9 protein-coding genes and 4 pseudogenes are annotated in these 17,333 nt (G+C 39.9%); 11 read left to right on the top strand and 2 right to left on the bottom strand.

The genetic code is table 11. The features are described 5' to 3' along the window. Positions 1-538 precede the first annotated feature (538 nt). The 6 genes and pseudogenes from DCC82_RS04195 to DCC82_RS04220 all read left to right on the top strand — a co-directional run bounded on the left by DCC82_RS04195 (position 539) and on the right by DCC82_RS04220 (position 10,432). Positions 539-2,116, top strand: coding sequence for a malate:quinone oxidoreductase (locus tag DCC82_RS04195; RefSeq protein WP_286170458.1), 1,578 nt, complete (start codon positions 539-541; stop codon positions 2,114-2,116). A 248-nt stretch (positions 2,117-2,364) separates the two neighbouring features. Beyond that, positions 2,365-2,536: pseudogene (locus DCC82_RS04200) on the top strand (transposase); the annotation flags it as partial. 253 nt (positions 2,537-2,789) lie between these two features. Beyond that, entirely contained in the window at positions 2,790-3,806 is a 1,017-nt protein-coding gene (locus DCC82_RS04205) for a Wadjet anti-phage system protein JetD domain-containing protein (protein WP_097355001.1), read from the top strand. Continuing rightward, complete coding sequence (locus tag DCC82_RS04210) at positions 3,794-5,293, top strand: DEAD/DEAH box helicase family protein (protein ID WP_097355000.1); 1,500 nt, start codon at positions 3,794-3,796, stop codon at positions 5,291-5,293. The genes DCC82_RS04205 and DCC82_RS04210 overlap by 13 nt, the downstream gene beginning before the upstream one ends. Continuing rightward, positions 5,293-6,036, top strand: a complete 744-nt coding sequence (locus DCC82_RS04215; RefSeq protein ID WP_033009535.1) for a DUF6063 family protein — start codon at positions 5,293-5,295, stop codon at positions 6,034-6,036. The genes DCC82_RS04210 and DCC82_RS04215 overlap by 1 nt, the downstream gene beginning before the upstream one ends. Further along, on the top strand, positions 6,020-10,432 hold the full coding sequence (locus DCC82_RS04220) for a coiled-coil domain-containing protein (RefSeq protein ID WP_097354999.1): 4,413 nt from the start codon (positions 6,020-6,022) through the stop codon (positions 10,430-10,432). The genes DCC82_RS04215 and DCC82_RS04220 overlap by 17 nt, the downstream gene beginning before the upstream one ends. A gap of 242 nt (positions 10,433-10,674) precedes the next feature. Here DCC82_RS04220 and brnQ read toward each other — a convergent pair. Then, a pseudogene (gene brnQ / locus DCC82_RS04225) lies at positions 10,675-11,704 on the bottom strand (branched-chain amino acid transport system II carrier protein); the annotation flags it as partial. Positions 11,705-11,814: 110 nt separating this feature from the next. Continuing rightward, positions 11,815-13,227: an alanine/glycine:cation symporter family protein gene (locus tag DCC82_RS04230; protein WP_015863719.1), complete on the bottom strand. Its 1,413-nt coding sequence runs from the start codon at positions 13,225-13,227 to the stop codon at positions 11,815-11,817. Between the two features lie 97 nt (positions 13,228-13,324). On the opposite strand from DCC82_RS04230, the pseudogene DCC82_RS04235 reads away from it, so the two are divergent. From DCC82_RS04235 to DCC82_RS04260, 5 genes and pseudogenes are all read left to right on the top strand, one after another. Then, positions 13,325-14,245 (top strand): annotated as a pseudogene (locus DCC82_RS04235) (IS256 family transposase); the annotation flags it as partial. A 461-nt stretch (positions 14,246-14,706) separates the two neighbouring features. Then, entirely contained in the window at positions 14,707-14,997 is a 291-nt protein-coding gene (locus DCC82_RS04240; RefSeq protein ID WP_015863720.1) for a 4a-hydroxytetrahydrobiopterin dehydratase, read from the top strand. A gap of 26 nt (positions 14,998-15,023) precedes the next feature. After that, complete coding sequence (locus DCC82_RS04245) at positions 15,024-15,188, top strand: DUF4937 domain-containing protein (protein WP_082798132.1); 165 nt, start codon at positions 15,024-15,026, stop codon at positions 15,186-15,188. A 336-nt stretch (positions 15,189-15,524) separates the two neighbouring features. Beyond that, on the top strand, positions 15,525-16,685 hold the full coding sequence (gene trpB, locus DCC82_RS04255) for a tryptophan synthase subunit beta (RefSeq protein ID WP_097354997.1): 1,161 nt from the start codon (positions 15,525-15,527) through the stop codon (positions 16,683-16,685). Positions 16,686-16,852: 167 nt separating this feature from the next. Next, positions 16,853-17,209: pseudogene (locus DCC82_RS04260) on the top strand (ATP-binding cassette domain-containing protein); the annotation flags it as partial. Between the last annotated feature and the right edge of the window lie 124 nt (positions 17,210-17,333).

The raw sequence follows: 17,333 nt of genomic DNA on the forward strand, positions 1-17,333 counted from the left end.
CGTTCCCCTATTTTCTCTTTTATTTATTTATTCGCCGTGGAACGGGAGAAAACCTTTATTTCAATTTATATATAATCTACACTAACATCAGTTAATTCAAAAGAAACCAAACCTCGAGATTGTCAAACTTAAAAGATCTCCAGTTCAACCAATTAATGAACTAGAGATCTAATTCAACCTAAGTACAAGGAGACAGGTTATCTAATGTTACGGTGAACCGTAACATAAGTAAGTGAGGTTGTTAACTTGTTAACGACAATAACCAATGTTAAGGATAAACAATAAAAATATTGTTATTTATCAGAATATTTATAATTAATTTGATATTTCGTTTTTTAGGAGGAATATAAATGTAACATGGCCAATTAGTATGTTAGTTGTACAAAAAAGTTGATTATAGTATATATAAATCTATAAATAATAATGATATACTATTAATTAAATAATGATATACTTATAATCAAATAGTGATATACTATAGATATGATTGTGCAGAAAAGGTGTGTGGCGAGGACCTGGATAGCTTTGACTTAGGCAGGTGCGCCTGCATCTTTTCTGTAAAATATTGGGGGTAAGGATGAGAAAAATGAGTAACAGACAAACTAGTACAGACGTTATCTTAATTGGTGCAGGAATCATGAGTGCGACTTTAGGGACACTGTTGAAAGAATTAGCACCGGAATGGGAAATTAAAGTGTTTGAGAAGCTCGGCAAACCAGGAGAAGAAAGCTCTAATGAATGGAATAATGCGGGAACGGGGCATGCTGCACTATGCGAGCTTAACTACACACCTGAGAAACCGGATGGATCTATTGATATTAGCAAAGCTATAAGAATTAATGAACAGTTCCAAGTTTCCAAACAGTTTTGGGCTTACCTTGTAAAAAACAATCTATTACAAAATCCGCAAGAGTTCATCAGACCGTTGCCCCACATAAGTTTAGTCCAAGGGGAAAATAATGTGAGATTTTTAAAGAAACGTTTTGAAGCGCTATCAAATAATCCATTATTCCAGGGAATGGAATTTTCTGATGATCCGGAAAAACTGAAAGAATGGATGCCGCTTATAATGGAAGGCCGTACATCGAATGAACCGATCGCGGCAACCAAAATTGACTCAGGTACGGATGTTAACTTTGGCGCTTTAACGCGCATGTTGTTTGACCACTTAAAGAGAAAAGGTGTCGAAATAAACTACAAGCATAGTGTTAAGGATATTAAACGTACCAGCGACGGCCTGTGGGAATTGAAAGTGAAGGATCTCAATAGCGGTTCTGTTGAAATCCATAAGGCTAAATTCGTATTTATTGGAGCCGGTGGGGGAAGTCTGCATTTGCTTCAAAAATCTGGTATTCCAGAAGGCAAACATATTGGTGGATTCCCTGTGAGCGGATTATTTATGGTATGTAATAATCCAAAAGTTGTGGAGAAACATCATGCAAAAGTTTACGGTAAAGCTAAAATTGGTGCGCCTCCAATGTCTGTTCCGCACCTTGATACACGGTATATCGACAACAAAAAAATGTTGCTCTTTGGACCGTTTGCAGGTTTCTCGCCTAAATTCTTAAAAAATGGTTCAAATATGGATTTGTTTGCTTCCGTAAAACTGCACAATCTCGGAACTTTGTTGGCGTCAGCTTTTAAAAACTTTTCTTTGGAAAAATACTTGATCCAGCAGCTTATGTTAACGAAAGAAAAGCGCATGGAAGAGTTGCGCGAGTTTGTCCCGACGGCTAAATCAGAGGATTGGGATATAGTCGTCGCGGGCCAACGTGTGCAAATTATCAAAGATACTGAAGCTGGCGGTAAAGGAACGATCCAATTTGGCACGGAAGTTGTTAGTGCCGCAGACGGCTCGATCGCTGCATTGCTCGGCGCTTCTCCTGGTGCTTCTACTGCCGTACACGTAATGCTTGAGGTGATTAAAAAATGCTTCCCACAGCATATGAAAGAGTGGGAACCGAAAATTAAAGAAATGATTCCTTCTTATGGCGTGTCGCTAGTGGAAAACCCAGATCTTTTCCAAGAACTTCATGCTTCAACAGCAGAGACGCTCGGTCTAAACGAAAAAGAACCGGTCTCTGGTGCAAGCGAAAAAGAACTGGTTTATAGTTAATTCTTTGGATGCAGAAACAAAGATATTGAATGAAAAAGTTTAAGCAACACTTTTCATCAATGGACAATTATTTTTATGATAAAGAGATTGAAAAGTCAATGATTATAAAACAGAGGTAATATATAAAAATTACAGAATAATAGAATATGATTGAAAATAAAACATAGAACCTTTGATCCATCTTTGGATTAAAGGTTCTTTTTTTCGAATTCGCAGTTAGAGAAGCTGCGGTGAACCGTATCACAAAAAAAGAAGTGCTTCTGGGCGTATTCGATGGTCTTCCGGGGCTAGAGGAAGCCTTTAAGGCCGTTTATCCGAAAGCCGATGTGTAGCGTGCGTTGTATCCTTCACAAAGTCCGTAACACTTTAAATCGTGTTCGGAAGTTTGAAGAACGTTATGTTAGCCAAATGTTGCAAATAAACAAATAAGGGGATTCTCCCTTTACACACAGGAGACGGAACATTCAGTTTTATTAGTGGAGGAAACCGATCCCCTACCCATTTCCGAGATTCCCTATCTATCTTACATTACACAAAATTCTTGACGGTACCGAAAGGTCTATCACTTATGACAAAAAAAGAATATCACGATTTGAAGAAGAATTTATATTTTCCCTCTTATTTTCTTGTATAATAGAAACAAATGTTGCCAACTTATGGGAGGGTATATAGTTTGGAACAGATTAAAAGGTTATTAGCTACTTTCCCGAAGAAAACGATTTCATTAGGTGAGCTTGAAGAGTTAATCAAGCCTTGGATTCATACATACGATGAATTTTCCAAAACGATTTTACAGTTAGAGGATGAGCGCATTCTTGAGATGGTAAAGTCAAAAGGGCGTACAACAAGAACCCCGTCTTTAGCATTTCACTATCGGATCGATAAAAGTCTATTAATGGGAGATTTTCATAAAGAACTGCTGCATTATCGAAATATGCTTCACCCATCGATTAAGATCGATTGGTATTACCGTAAGGATCCGTCTGTTTGGAAAAATGATTTACCTATGATTATGAAAATCGATAATTACTTGAAGAGGCACTCTTTTCCGACCAAACCTGTTCCCGCACCGGAACGAAGTGTTGAATTAGTCGGTGATGAGAAATGGATTACAGATGGCGGAGGAAAAGAACTATTAGAACGAATCGGAATTTTTAACAGCCTTCACATTATTCCTGTTTCCGAACCTTTAATGTTTGCCGTCAACCCAACAAAAGTAAACGAAACAACTCAACTTCATCTAATTGTTGAAAATAAAACAACGTACCAAGGTTTACTCCCAGTGCTTAAAGAAACCTCTTTTTCAACACTCATTTACGGGAGTGGGAAAAAAGTGATTAGCAGCATTGAGCAGTTCTCCATGCAATATCCCGTAGACGCACACCATTATTTCTATTATTTTGGGGATATCGATCGTGAAGGAATTTCGATTTGGCATTCATTAACAACGAAAACTCCTGTCATGTTAGCCCTTCCCTTTTACCGAGCTTGTTTACAAAAGGATGCAGTAGCTGGCAAGGAGTATCAAAAAGAACAAGCGGAAGCCCTAAAAGCGTTTCTTCGCTTTTTTACAACTGAAGAACAGTCACGGCTAAAGTCTCTTTTCGCAAACGGCATGTACTATCCGCAAGAAATCTTAAAGACGCACGAATTACAACAAATTTGGAGGGAGTCGAATTGGACAACCTAAATATACTCGATGTAACGAACGGCTATCGCGAACGCATGAGAAGGCTGGCGCTTTTCGACCCTCTATTCGAACTCGACCGAAAACGTGAGGTGGATCAACACAATCAACCCATTGACATGAAAGGTCTCGGGTTACTGACCTTGTTATTTTTCTTGGAACAAAAACTGATGAGACAGTACAAAACCGGTGTGAAGCAATTAGCTTCTTTTTTGAAAAAACTGACAGAAAACGAGTACGTACTAGATGAAGCATCGTATGAAAGATTAGCTAGGACGATTATTCAAACGTTTCGGCCGACGACGGGGAGAAAGCGAAGTTATTCCTTTTACGATTGGGAGGAAAGAACAGAAAGCACAATTGAATACTCCATTTTAAAAGCAAATAATTTCGATGTCAAAACGAATACGCAATATTACACGCTTGATGAAGATGGACTAGAGTTGTTGTTTGCGACAAAGGAGTTTTACAGTGAATTCCATTTATCGATCAATCAATTAATGCTTCGTAAGCAATTAGAAAAAGGGGAGTTTAATGGAGCGTTGCGACAAATAAATGAAATGAGGATTGATGTAGAAACGTTGGAAGAACGTATAGTGAAGTTAAAACATGAAATTCAGCGAAGTATTATTTCAGAAGAAACGTTTGAACGATATAAACAACTTCTTGAAGATATATACAACAGATTAGCAAGAGAAGACGAAGAGTTTAAAGAGCTGCGTGAATTTGTCAAAGAAACGAGAGAGCGCCTCTATTCGCGTGATATTCATCAGAAAGAAAAAAAGACATATGAACTCATCCTGAAAATTACCCAGGAATTAGAATCGGTGCACTACGCCCATTCAAGTCTGCTAGACAAAGCTTTATCTTTAAAAAATACTACTCTTGTCTCAGCACAAGAATCTCTTTATTATACGGTGCTTCATTCCTTTAATTTTGACCAGGATCTTGTTTCTTATATTGTTTCCACGCCTCTTCCACTAGAAGCAATGAAAGGAGTATTGCATCCCTTTTTAAAGGTTGAAGAAAATCAGTTTTGGTCGCCGCTAGCCGTTTTAGAGGAACAAAATATTACGGAAGAACGTGGCGAAAGAGTCGAGCAAGGGTTTATTGAAGTAGAAGAAGGAAGCAGTGATGACCCTTACCGAAGATGGTTAATGTTCAAATACAAGGAATTAATGTATTTATTTTTGGAGGCTTACAAACATAATCGAGGTCATACCCTCTCGCAATTTATGGATTATTTAGATGAAATCGGACAGTCGCATATTTATGAACAGCGATATTTTTACGATTTTTGGATTATTATGCACCAGCGTTCCCCTATTCAAAACGGCGAAATGCAAGAGGAGGAAGGAAATACGCTGCTCGGAGACGCGCTCGCTCTTCTTGGAACGAACATACTGGACGTTCAAGAAGGTCAAGGTGTCATTCAAAAATATGAACGATTTTCCATTCAAGAAATGATCATAACGGTGAGTGAACAATGATGAATTATCCTGAACAAAAAATTATTCAAGCTTTTCAACTATATACGAAACTAGCTCGCGACGGTGTTGTTGGTCAACAAGCGGTTCAGCTTTACAAAGCCGATGATGATGTTCGTGGGCTATTAGATATGTTTAGTAGAGAAGTAGATTGTGTCATCGTTATTACGAGTGAGCAAATGTTCTTAGTGCCGCGTACGAAGCTTTCACCTTTTCATGTCAGCAACGATTGGATTAAACGAAATTATCTTCGTTCAGGGGCAACAAACGGGGACATTTATTTATTATATTTTGCAACCATTATATTATTCGGAAGTTTTTACGATACGTATCAAAGTGAAAAACCAACGAGAACCTTTCTTCGTCTAGATGAGTGGGTGCATCTCGTCCAAGAGCGCATTGATCAATTAAAAGAGCATGACCTAGAGAAATTAAAACAATTTGAAAAAGAGTTTTCTTATAATTGGAGCTTAATTATCGAAAAATGGGATGCGATGGATGATATAAAAGAGACAGCGAAGAAACAAAGCGGCAACACAATCAGTCGCTTAAGCTTTATCGATACCGTAAGACGATTTTTAATCGATCAAGGGCTTATTGTTGATATTGGGAATGATGAAGTGACATTAACGGAAAAAGCGAAAACGATTATACAGCGCTTCTTTATGGAAGTGGAATACAACAAAGGAATTTTCGAATTTATTTACGGATTTGAAAGGAAGGAAGAAGATGCCATCGATCAGTAAAATTCGGCTGACGAATGTGGTGTATGAAGAAGGGTTAAAACGTTACAACGACGAAATTTTCCGATTTGGCGGACATAACGGGGCGATTTTGCTTGAAAATGGCGGTGGAAAAACCGTTTTTATTCAAACTGTACTGCAAGCGATTTTGCCGCATGTCGATGTGGCCGACCGCAAAATCAAGAGCACGCTCCAACTCGAAAATGCTCCTGCTCATATTGCGATTGAATGGATCATGAATGATGAACCGAGACGTTATGTCGTGACAGCGGTATCGTTATTTATGACGAACAATGGTTTAGATTCGTTGCGTTACGTATATGAATACAGCGCTAATGATCCGAATGGGATTGAAGGCATTCCATTTGTTCGCGAAGGAAAAGACGGAAAACGACCAGCTGAACGAGGAGAAATGCAAGACTATTACAGCCATATGAAGGAAAAATCGTTTCTTGCGCGTACGTTCAACACGATTAAGGAATACAAGGCGTTTATCGAAGAACAATATCACATTATTTCAAGTGAATGGGAGAGTATTGTAAAGATTAATAGTTCAGAAGGTGGAGTTGAGGCTTTTTTTGATGAATGTAAAAGTACGAACCAGCTTTTTGATCGCTTGCTTATTCCAACAGTCGAAAGTTCTATTGTTGGGCATGATGAGAATTTATTTGCGGACATGTTCGAGAAGCAGCACACGAGCTTCAAACATTACAAAAAGCTAAAAGAAACAATCGAAGAAAACAAGCTTATTCAACAAGAACTTGAAAAATATGTCCAAACGTATGAACAGCTTCATCAGAGTGAGCTAGTTTATTTAAAAGCGAAGCAGCGTGCAAAAGGTGCGTGGCTTGAAATACTCAAGCAAAAACAGTCTTGCGAGGATGAACGAACAGCTATATGGAAGAAGCTAGAGGAGTGGAAAAACAGCTATGATACGCACAAACGGAAATCCGCTTCTTACGAAATTTTAGTGGAAGAGACGTTGTGGAACGAATTTGATCAACAATATAAAATGGCTCTCGCACGAAGGGATGAAAAAGAAGAAGAACTCATTCAACAGGAAAAAGACTATTATTCATTAAAACTAGCGGAACTAAAAGAGAAACGAAAAGAACATGAAGAACGTCTGGCGTATATTGAAGACGAAATGAAAAAACTTGACCAAGCAGATGAACTTGTTAGCTATGCGGATGAATTAGAAATTGCCAAACGCACATTACTAGGATGTTTCATGGAGCAGTTAGATGCAATCGAAAAAGAAGAACAAGGTCTCCGATATGAACTGAATCCGGTTGAGTTGCGGCTCGAACAATTGACGAAAGAAAAAGAAGATTTGGAGCGGAAAGAGCGGCACGCCCGTGATCATTTATCTGGAATTAAAAGCCGAATCGATTCACGAACAAAGGATATAGACCATCTTAAACAGCAGCTCCTCGCAAATCCGTCCCAAGAACAGGTAGAAGAAGAAATGGAAAAATGGGTGCAGCGACATCAATGGTTAGACGATGAAATCATCTGCTTACAACAAGAGGTCAAGCAACTCATTCAAGAGGAAAAAGAAGCGGAAGCGAGAAAAGAAGTTTACCAACATGACCTTTCGTCCACGAAAATTGAGCAGGAGAATACCGCCTATCAACTAAAAGAAATTCAACAGGAGGAAAAAGCGCTTATTAAGAAACTCGCATCTCTTAGACCCCAGTGGGCGACGTTAGAAAGCGTTCATATAAATGAAGCAACGATTAAGATGAGAATGATAGAACAAATCGAAAAGAGAACGAAAGAGCGAAACACGTTGTTAGTTCGCGAACGAATGGCCTATCGGTTTGTCGATGATTATAGCGAGCAAGATACATTTTTTAGTGATGCGTTTTTAGAACAACAGCTGAAATCGTGGAAAAATCAGTTTGATTATTTGGTGACAGGTGTTGAATATTTACAGTCGTTAGATGAAAAGGATCGCGTGAAGAAAAAAGATTTCCAGCTATGGCCGATAACCTTAATTACAACAGGTAAGTCAAAGGAACGGTTAGTCGAAAAAATAAAACAAGTTAGTGACCGCCTTCAATTCCCGATTATAGTAATCTCAACAGAAGAAGCCGTCACTATCCATGATGAACAGTTTCCACATTACTGGATTGAACCCCGTCACTGGAATGAGGCGATCGATCCGGAAGCTTTTCATGCCTGGAAAGAAAGTATAAAAACGGATGCGAAAGAAACGACGAAGCTGCGTGAAGAGAAAGAAGATGAAATCAAGGCATGGCAAGATGTGTATCGAGATTTTCAAAAGTTTCTCCAGTCACATCCATATGAAAAGGTAGAAAACCTTCACAAAACACATGCGCAATTGGTCCGCCAAATTGAGCAGCTGACAATGACCATTAAAAATGAAAGGGCGCGAATCGACGAACTGCGCACGAAAATAGCACACTATCAATCCCAAACTCATCTCTATCGGGAAGAGATGCAAGGGATAGAAGGAAAAATCGAAAAAGGAAAGCAATACCTTCAGTATAAAAAAGAAGTAGAAGAAGAGCAGAAAAAACAAAAACAGTGGGAAGAAACAATTGTTTCACTCGAGAAAGAAATAAAACGTGTGAACATGCGTATTCATGACGTCATGGAACAAAAAGCTGCGATTGAAGATCGCATCCATTCATTACAGCGAGATATATATCGTATTAAAGAAAATCATGAGTATAAGTCGTTACGGTCGCTGCGACCAATTTATTCGAGTGAAAGTGAGCATGTCATTCGTGAAAAAATTCGGGAGTTAGACTATAAAATCCGCCAAATTCGAACGACGTACGGTGAGTGGAAAGTGAAACAGGACTTTGAAAAGCGTGAACTTGAACGATTAACGAAGGAAATCGACGAGCTAAAGCAGGAACATACGGACTTAGACGAAGCGCGGCCGTTCCCAAGTGATGGTCATCATTTGTTACAAATGCTAAAGGCGAGAATGGTATCATTGAAAGTTGAGGTCAAAAATCTAAATGATGAAGTACAAAAAAAATTAGCTCAAGAAAAGGAACAAAGAGGAAAATGGAAATCCAAATTAGAGCAATTCCAAAAAGATTATCTGAATCAAGAAATATTCCGATTTACTAAATCGCTCGATGAAATAAAAGAAGAGCTGCAAAAGGAGAAGGAAGATTTAGACAAACGAAAAGCGTTTCTTGATCAAGAAAAAGATCGGATTGAAAAAACAATAAAAAACATTGAAGAAGCAGAACGCAGTTTGGATCGATTTGTCGAAGGACACCATTTTAATGCGCCACAGATTGCCGCACTTCCATTAAGTGAGGAAGAAAATTTGGAATTTACGTATCATCGCCTGCGTTTTATCAAATCGATTACGGATAATCTTCAATCCTGCAAAAACGCTGTTGAAGTGATGAAAAACAATGTGGAACGGGCGAAACGTTTATTTAGAGACTTCTGTAATCATTCGATCAAAGATGTAAAAATGCGGCAGATGGCATTAGACGGGATCGAACATAAAGAAACGTATGAAGACATTATCGATTTTAAGAAAAACATGATAAGAAGCGTCGAAAATGCGACGAATTATGCCAATGAGCACATCCGTCAAAAAGATGCCGAGCTTCAAGCATTTATTAATCATATTCATTCCCATTTGCGAACAGTAGTAGAAGAGCTCAAGCAAATACCGAAGAAAACAAGAGTGAAAGTAGGGGATGATTGGAAGCAAATCTTTACCTTTTCCATTCCGGAGTGGAAAGAGGAAGTTGGAAAGACACGTATTCGCGATCATATTGAGTGGATCTTACAGCAGCTTGAATCCGAGCGATTTTTGAACGAACATGGCAAGCAGGACGATGGAAAAGTGCGAAAAGAAATTGAAATGTGGCTGCAGTCGAAGCAACTTTTACAAGTCGTCATGAACAATGAGACAATGAAAGTAAGCTGCCGTAAAGTAACGAATGATAACAAAGTGACAGCGCGTTCCTATTCATGGGAACAAAGTAATGTCTGGTCAGGCGGCGAAAAGTGGAGTAAGAACATGACCCTCTTTTTAGGGATACTCAACTATGTTGCCGAGAAAAAACAGCATATTCAGCCGAATATGAAACGTCATCGCACGGTCATTCTGGATAATCCATTTGGCAAAGCATCCAGTGATCATGTGTTAAGTCCTGTGTTCTTTGTGGCTGAACAGCTCGGTTTCCAAATTATCGCACTTACAGCTCATGCGGAAGGAAAGTTCCTGAAGGACTATTTTCCAATCATTTATAGCTGCCGTCTGCGTCCATCCTCTGACGCAAATAAAAAAGTTATGACAAAAGAAAAATGGCTCCACTATGCTTATTTCCAAGACCATGAACCAAAAACGCTCGACAGATTAGGTGAAGTGGAGCAGCTGGAGTTGTTTTGAATGATTCCAGAAAGCCGCCCCCTTCCGAGGGGGCGTTTATAGTTGATTTCCGTAAACAGAGATTTGGTAAGAGGAAGGAGGATTTGTGTTTTTGAATAAAGTTTGCTGAATAAAGGTAAAATTATTTGTCACTTTTGGTAACCAAGATAGTACAAAATTTTTTAAATGTAGTTTAAGCATTTATAAACTAACTAAGTTATTTGATGATTTTTCAAAATATCCAGGTCATAAGACGGCTCCTTAAGGAACGGCACTGATACTTTAAGTATTTGGTTTAATCCTAAGTTGGAAAGAGTGAAGCCTACTAGAGTAACAGCGAATACTACTGATTTATAACTTGCTTTTGGAATGAGATTTGAAAAATATTGGCCGTAGGCTGCTGTTAATCCCACCACTGTTATGAAACAAGCTAACGTAAAAATGAACCCAAGCAAAGCTGTGCCGCTTTGTCCCAATAAAAGCGTTGAAGCAGAGGACAGGATATCCGCGCCGTTTTCAAACGGCCCGTTTGCAGCCATTTTTCCTCCAATCAATCCAAGACTGACGTATACTAGCGCGAGTAATACCCCTGCAATCATACCGGCTTTCAAAGTATATTCTGTTAATTTCTTACTGTCTTGCACTCCTCTTTGTTGAATGGAGGTGAGAATGACAATTCCAAAGGCCAATGCGGCTAAGGCATCCATTGTGTTATATCCTTCAATGAACCCTTTAAAAAATGCTCCGGTTTGATAGGCTTCTGATGGCGATTGAAGGTGCATCCAGCTTAACAAACCCAACTGCACACAAGATAACCATCGATAAAAGCAAGATCGGAGTGATCCAACGTCCCATGTATTTTTCCATTTTGGAAGGGTTTAAGCTTATCACATAGATAAGGGAAAAGAAGATAACCGTATATAAAAATAAGGACAAAGATGAGTTCTTCCACGATTCGCTAAGGAAAGGTGTAACGCTCATTTCATACGCAACAGTTGCATTTCTCGGAATGGCCAGAAATGGTCCGATACATAGATAAATAATAACCATAAAGGCTATGCTGAATACCGGATGAACACGATCCCCGATGGTTTGAACACCGCCCTTTACGAGGGAAACAGCAAACAGCACTATAAATGGCAAGCCAACGCCGGTAATAATAAATCCTGGCATGGCCAGCCAGTAGGAAGTACCGGATTCAGCTCCTAAGAATGGCGGGAAGATTAGGTTTCCTGCGCCGAAAAACATCGAAAACAACATCAATCCAATCGATAAGGTGTCTGATTTTTTCAAAGTAATCTCCTTTATTGTTTAGAATATATAAAAACCCGTCCCTACATATAGGGACGGGTCAGCTTATCGACTTTGTCGACAAGCTGAAGGCTGTCTGGACAGCTTTATTTTTATGACTCTTTTCTCCATTCTTCGTACGGCTCGTCCCAGCAATCCGTATTGTGAATTCCGATGTTACGAGCGTAAAAGACAGGGTTTTTCCCGCTCTTTCTTTGCTCCATGTAATCGGCTAATGCCGCAAATGCTATTTTTCCAAGCATGAAGATGGCGATTAAGTTGATGATGGCCATTAACGCCATGAATAAATCAGCTAAACTCCAAACGAGTTCAAGGCTGGCAAGCGATCCCCAGATAACCATGCCGACAACAGCGAGGCGATAAACGAATAGCGCCGTTTTGCTAGATTGAATAAACTCAATGTTTGTTTCGCCATAATAGTAGTTTCCAATAACGGAACTAAACGCGAATAAAAAGACACAGATAGCGACGAATTCTTCGGCCCAGCCGCCGATATGCGCGCTCAACGCCGCTTGCGTTAAGGCGATTCCATCAAGTCCTTCTTTCGTATACTCACCAGATAATAAAATCATAAATGCCGTTGCGCTGCAGACGAGCAATGTATCCGTAAACACACCTAACGTTTGAATGAGGCCTTGTTTGACGGGATGCGACACCTCAGCGGTTGCCGCCGCGTTCGGTGCACTACCCATACCTGCTTCATTGGAGAATAAACCGCGTTTAATTCCCATCATCACCGCTGCACCTAACGTGCCGCCGACAGCTGGTCCAATGCCAAACGCGTCTTTTATGATTAATGAGAACATGGATGGGACGTCTGTAATATTTGTAAGCAATACGTAAATCGCTACTAATAAATATAGTCCAGCCATCACAGGAACGATAATCGATGTAGCGACAGCGACCCGCTTCACTCCACCGAAAATAATGATTGCTGTTAATACTGTAATCATAATTCCAACAATAGTACGGTCTACATCGAATGCGTTTTCAAACGCAAACGTAATCGTATTTGCTTGAACGGAGTTAAAAACAAGACCAAAACTGAACGTAATGAGTACCGCAAAAATAATTCCCATCCAACGTTTGTTCAACCCTCGTTCCATGTAATATGCTGGGCCGCCGCGATAATTGCTTCCGTCTTTTACTTTATAAATTTGCGCAAGCGTGCTTTCGACAAAACTGGATGCTCCGCCAATCAAAGCGATTAACCACATCCAAAAAACCGCGCCGGGACCACCGAGAGAAATAGCGAGAGCTACTCCTGCTAAGTTACCCGTTCCTACGCGTGAAGCTGTACTGATGAAAAACGCTTGTAAAGAGGAGATGCTTCCTTTTTGGTTAGGGGATTCCGCGATCACGCGAAACATTTCACGAAAATAGCGAAATTGGACAAATTTTGTGCGAAACGTAAAATAAAGACCCATAAAGATCAGTAATGCGATTAAGACGTAAGACCACAACCAGTCGTTCAGCAGTGAAATGATCTTCTGTAGTAGCTCCATTCTGTCACCTCACATGATAGTTTACTTTTACTTTAACATATTAACATAAATTTTAATATTTTGTATAATCAATGTTGCATAAACCAGCTTCCAAAAAGCCCCTTACCAACGCCACACCGGCTGGCTGGAGGAAGCCATTATCAGGATGTATCAAAGTGGCATGAGCACACGGGAAATTGGCAAGTTTATGGAACGAATTTTAGGCAATGCCTATTCTCCTGCAACGATCAGCCGTATTACCGATGTAGTGAAGGAAGACATCGAGAAATGGCACGCTCGTCCACTGCACAAGCGTTATTCCGTCTTATATTTGGATGGTTTATACGTAAAACTTCGTCGCGAAACCGTGGAGAAAGAAGTCATTTATGTGGTGTTAGGGGTGAACGAAGAAGGATATCGCGAAATTCTTGATTTCTTTGTGGGAGGACAAGAAAGCGCCTATGGATGGCGGGAGATTCTCCAACAGCTCTATCAAAGAGGCGTCAAGGAAGTGCTTCTGGGCGTATTTGATGGTCTTCCGGGGCTGGAGGAAGCTTTTCGGACCGTTTATCCGAAAGCGGATGTGCAGCGTTGTGTCGTTCACAAAGTCCGCAACACCCTCAGCCGTGTTCGGAAAAAAGACCAATTCGAAGTGGCCGAGGATCTCAAGCTGATTTATCGCGCGCCGAATAAGGAGATGGCGTTACAAATGTTTCAACAGTTTGAGTCGAAATGGTCCAGCAAATATCCAAGAGAAGTTCAATCTTGGGCCAATGAGTTGGATGTCCTCCTTACATTTATGGATGACCCAAGCAGTATTCGAAGTGTGATTTATACGACCAATGCCATCGAACGAACGATCAAGGAAATTCGGAAACGCCTAAAGCCGATGAACAGTTTGAGCAGTTTAGAAGCCGCTGAAAAAATCGTGTATTTGACCATTCAAGATTTTAATGAGAAATGGGCAGGGCGAAAGTTGCGAGGATTTGCCGAAGCGCAGGAAGCCCTCGAGCGAATGTTTGAAGAACGTTATTGTTAACCAAATATTGTAAATAAACAAAATAAGGGGATTCTTCCTTTCCACGCAAGAGACTGAATATTCAGTCTCTTGCGTGGAGGAAATATCCCCCCCTCTATTCTAAATCCATTTCAGAGATACCCTATCTATCTTACATTACACAAAATTCTTGACGGTACCGCGGCATTTATGTTTTTTAAAATAATTAATTCCTATATGTTTAATATGATTAATATTTGCTAGTAATTTTATGATACTTTGTTCAAAAAATCAACCTATAATTTTAAGATAATTCTAAAACGTTTGTTTGGAAATCCAGATAGAACACATTGAGTATTCCAAGGGCATTCTTATTCGTTATTGCTTAACTCCAATCAACTAAAATTTGCTAGAAGGCTTTTGGTATATATGGTAATATTTTTACACTGATATGCGAGGTTGGTTGTTCGATTTTGATACAAAAATCAAGGAGGCAAACGGTGATGCGGTTAACAGAGGAGGAAGTACAAACCCTTTTACACGAGATGGAAGGTTGGAAGTTGGTGGAGGAGCGATGGATTGCGAAAAAGTATCGCTTTCAAGACTATTTGCAAGGAATCGAATTTGTGCGGCAAATTGCGGCCATTTCGGAAGAAGCAAACCATCATCCGTTCATTTCCATTGATTATAAGTTAATCACGGTAAAGATTTCGTCTTGGCGAGCGAAAGGACTCACGAAGCTCGATTTCGAACTGGCGAAAAAATATGATGAGGTTTACGACAAAATGAAATGATCAACGCAGAGTAAGAGGGGAAAGCAATGCTTTTGAAATGGATTCGATGTGAAGTGGAGGAAGAGAAGAAAGCTTTGTTTTCCGCCGCGCAAGAAAAATGGCGTGATTTGAAAGGATGCCCTGGTTTTCTCGGGCAAATTGGCGGCTGGAATATTGCAAAGCCGCAAGAAGCGTGTATATTGGCGTTTTAGGAAAATCTTGATTTTTATCAATCCTTTATTGAGTGATAAACATGACGAAATTTTTGAACAAAGCAGGCAAGAAGGGACGTATTACAAAACTAGTTTAATAGAAGAATTTGTTGAAAAACTTATTTCCCATGAAAAGCTAATGCCAATCGAGATACTCCATTCATCGCAGGATTTTGTATTGACTGGAATCCTAGCTTTTCTTTTCGCGTTCGCCCTGCTGGCTTGGAGGAAACAAAAAACAAATAATCGGTAAGAAAATACAGAAAATTCATTGACTTTTATGGGCAAAGAAAATATCCTAATTATAAAGTTTGAAAAGCAGAGGAGAGATGAGTGATGAGTTTAGTTCAGCAAAGAAGAGGTTATTTCGGAGAATTTGGCGGAAGCTTCGTGCCGCCAGAGTTGCAGGAAGCGCTTGATTATTTGGAGGAGCAATTTCTCAAGTACAAAGATGATCCAGCGTTTAACGATGAATTTAAGTTTTATTTAAAAGAGTATGTCGGCCGTGAAAATCCGCTTACATTTGCGGCTCGGCTCACTGAACGTTTAGGTGGGGCGAAAATCTATCTAAAGCGCGAAGACTTAAACCATACAGGTTCGCATAAAATTAATAACGTCATCGGACAGATTTTGCTTGCAAAACGAATGGGGGCGAAACGCATAATTGCCGAAACCGGGGCGGGACAACATGGTGTCGCCACCGCGACGGCTTGCGCGATGTTTGGCATTGATTGCACCATTTATATGGGCGAGGAAGATACAAGACGCCAGGCATTAAACGTGTTTCGCATGGAGCTTTTAGGCGCAAAAGTCGTTTCGGTATCAAAAGGACAGAGAAGATTAAAGGATGCCGTCGATGAAGCGTTGAATGACTTTGTGCAAAACTATAAGGATACGTTCTATTTGCTTGGTTCAGCGGTTGGACCTCATCCGTATCCAAGTATCGTTAAACATTTTCAGTCTGTTATAAGCGAAGAAAGCAAATGGCAAATTTTGGAAAAAGAAGGACGTTTGCCTGATGTCGTCATCGCTTGCGTTGGCGGTGGAAGCAACGCGATTGGCGCGTTTGCTCATTATCTTGATGAACCAAGCGTGCGCCTGATTGGCGTCGAGCCGGAAAAAGCAGCGACACTTACCAAAGGTGTCCCGGCCGTGCTTCATGGGTTTAAATGCTTAGTATTGTTGGATGAAGAAGGAAATCCTCAGCCGACTTATTCGATTGCCGCTGGTCTTGACTATCCGGGAATTGGTCCTGAGCATAGCCATCTGAAAGTATCCGGACGTGCCGAATATTATACGGTGACAAATGAGGAAGTTCTTGAAGCATTCCAGCTTTTGTCGAAAACGGAAGGGATTATTCCAGCGCTTGAAAGTGCCCATGCGGTTGCTTATGCAATAAAATTGGCACCAACATTGGATAAAGATCAAATTATAATCGTTAATCTTTCAGGGCGTGGCGATAAAGACGTTGAGCAAGTGTTTCATATGTTAAAGTAAGAATACAAACGCCGCCAAAAGCGCGGCGTTTCAACGATTTTGTCAAACGACAGAATCGTTTTTTTTTTTTTTTTATATATGCTGAGAAAATAATTAAGAAGAAGCTGCTTCCGTACTACTGCCAATCTAACCTAGAGATTCAACAAAATCGTTAAACTTATGAATCAGAGGAAAGAGAGAAGGGAACAACGATCTTTTTCTCCTCCCATATTCTTTCTGAAGTGCAAAAAATTTGTGATCGGGTCGCCATTATTAAGGAAGGGGAGCTTATTAAAGTAGAAACGATTGAAAATCTCACGAAGAACAATTTGAAAAATATCACGATTACCTTTGACCAATCGGAACCAATCGACTTCAATCTGGAGGGAGTAGTGAAGAAAGAGGTAAACGGCAATGAAATGACGCTGCTTTACAGCGGGGATATGAAGGCGCTTCTGCATAAATTAAATACTCTGCCGGTTAAGGATCTATTAATCGGAGAACCGACTCTTGAAGAAGTATTTATGCATTACTATGAAAAGTGAGGGAAGGATCGAAAATGATTTTTAAGAGAGAGTTTAAGCGAAATTTAAAGTCATTCAGCTATGAAGAGTATATTTCAAAGTTTTTCGTCAAAATAGGGATTTTCAAATTATCCACAGTTGGTAA

The organism is Geobacillus sp. LYN3 (assembly GCF_003064505.1).
GTDB classification, from domain to species: domain Bacteria; phylum Bacillota; class Bacilli; order Bacillales; family Anoxybacillaceae; genus Parageobacillus_B; species Parageobacillus_B toebii.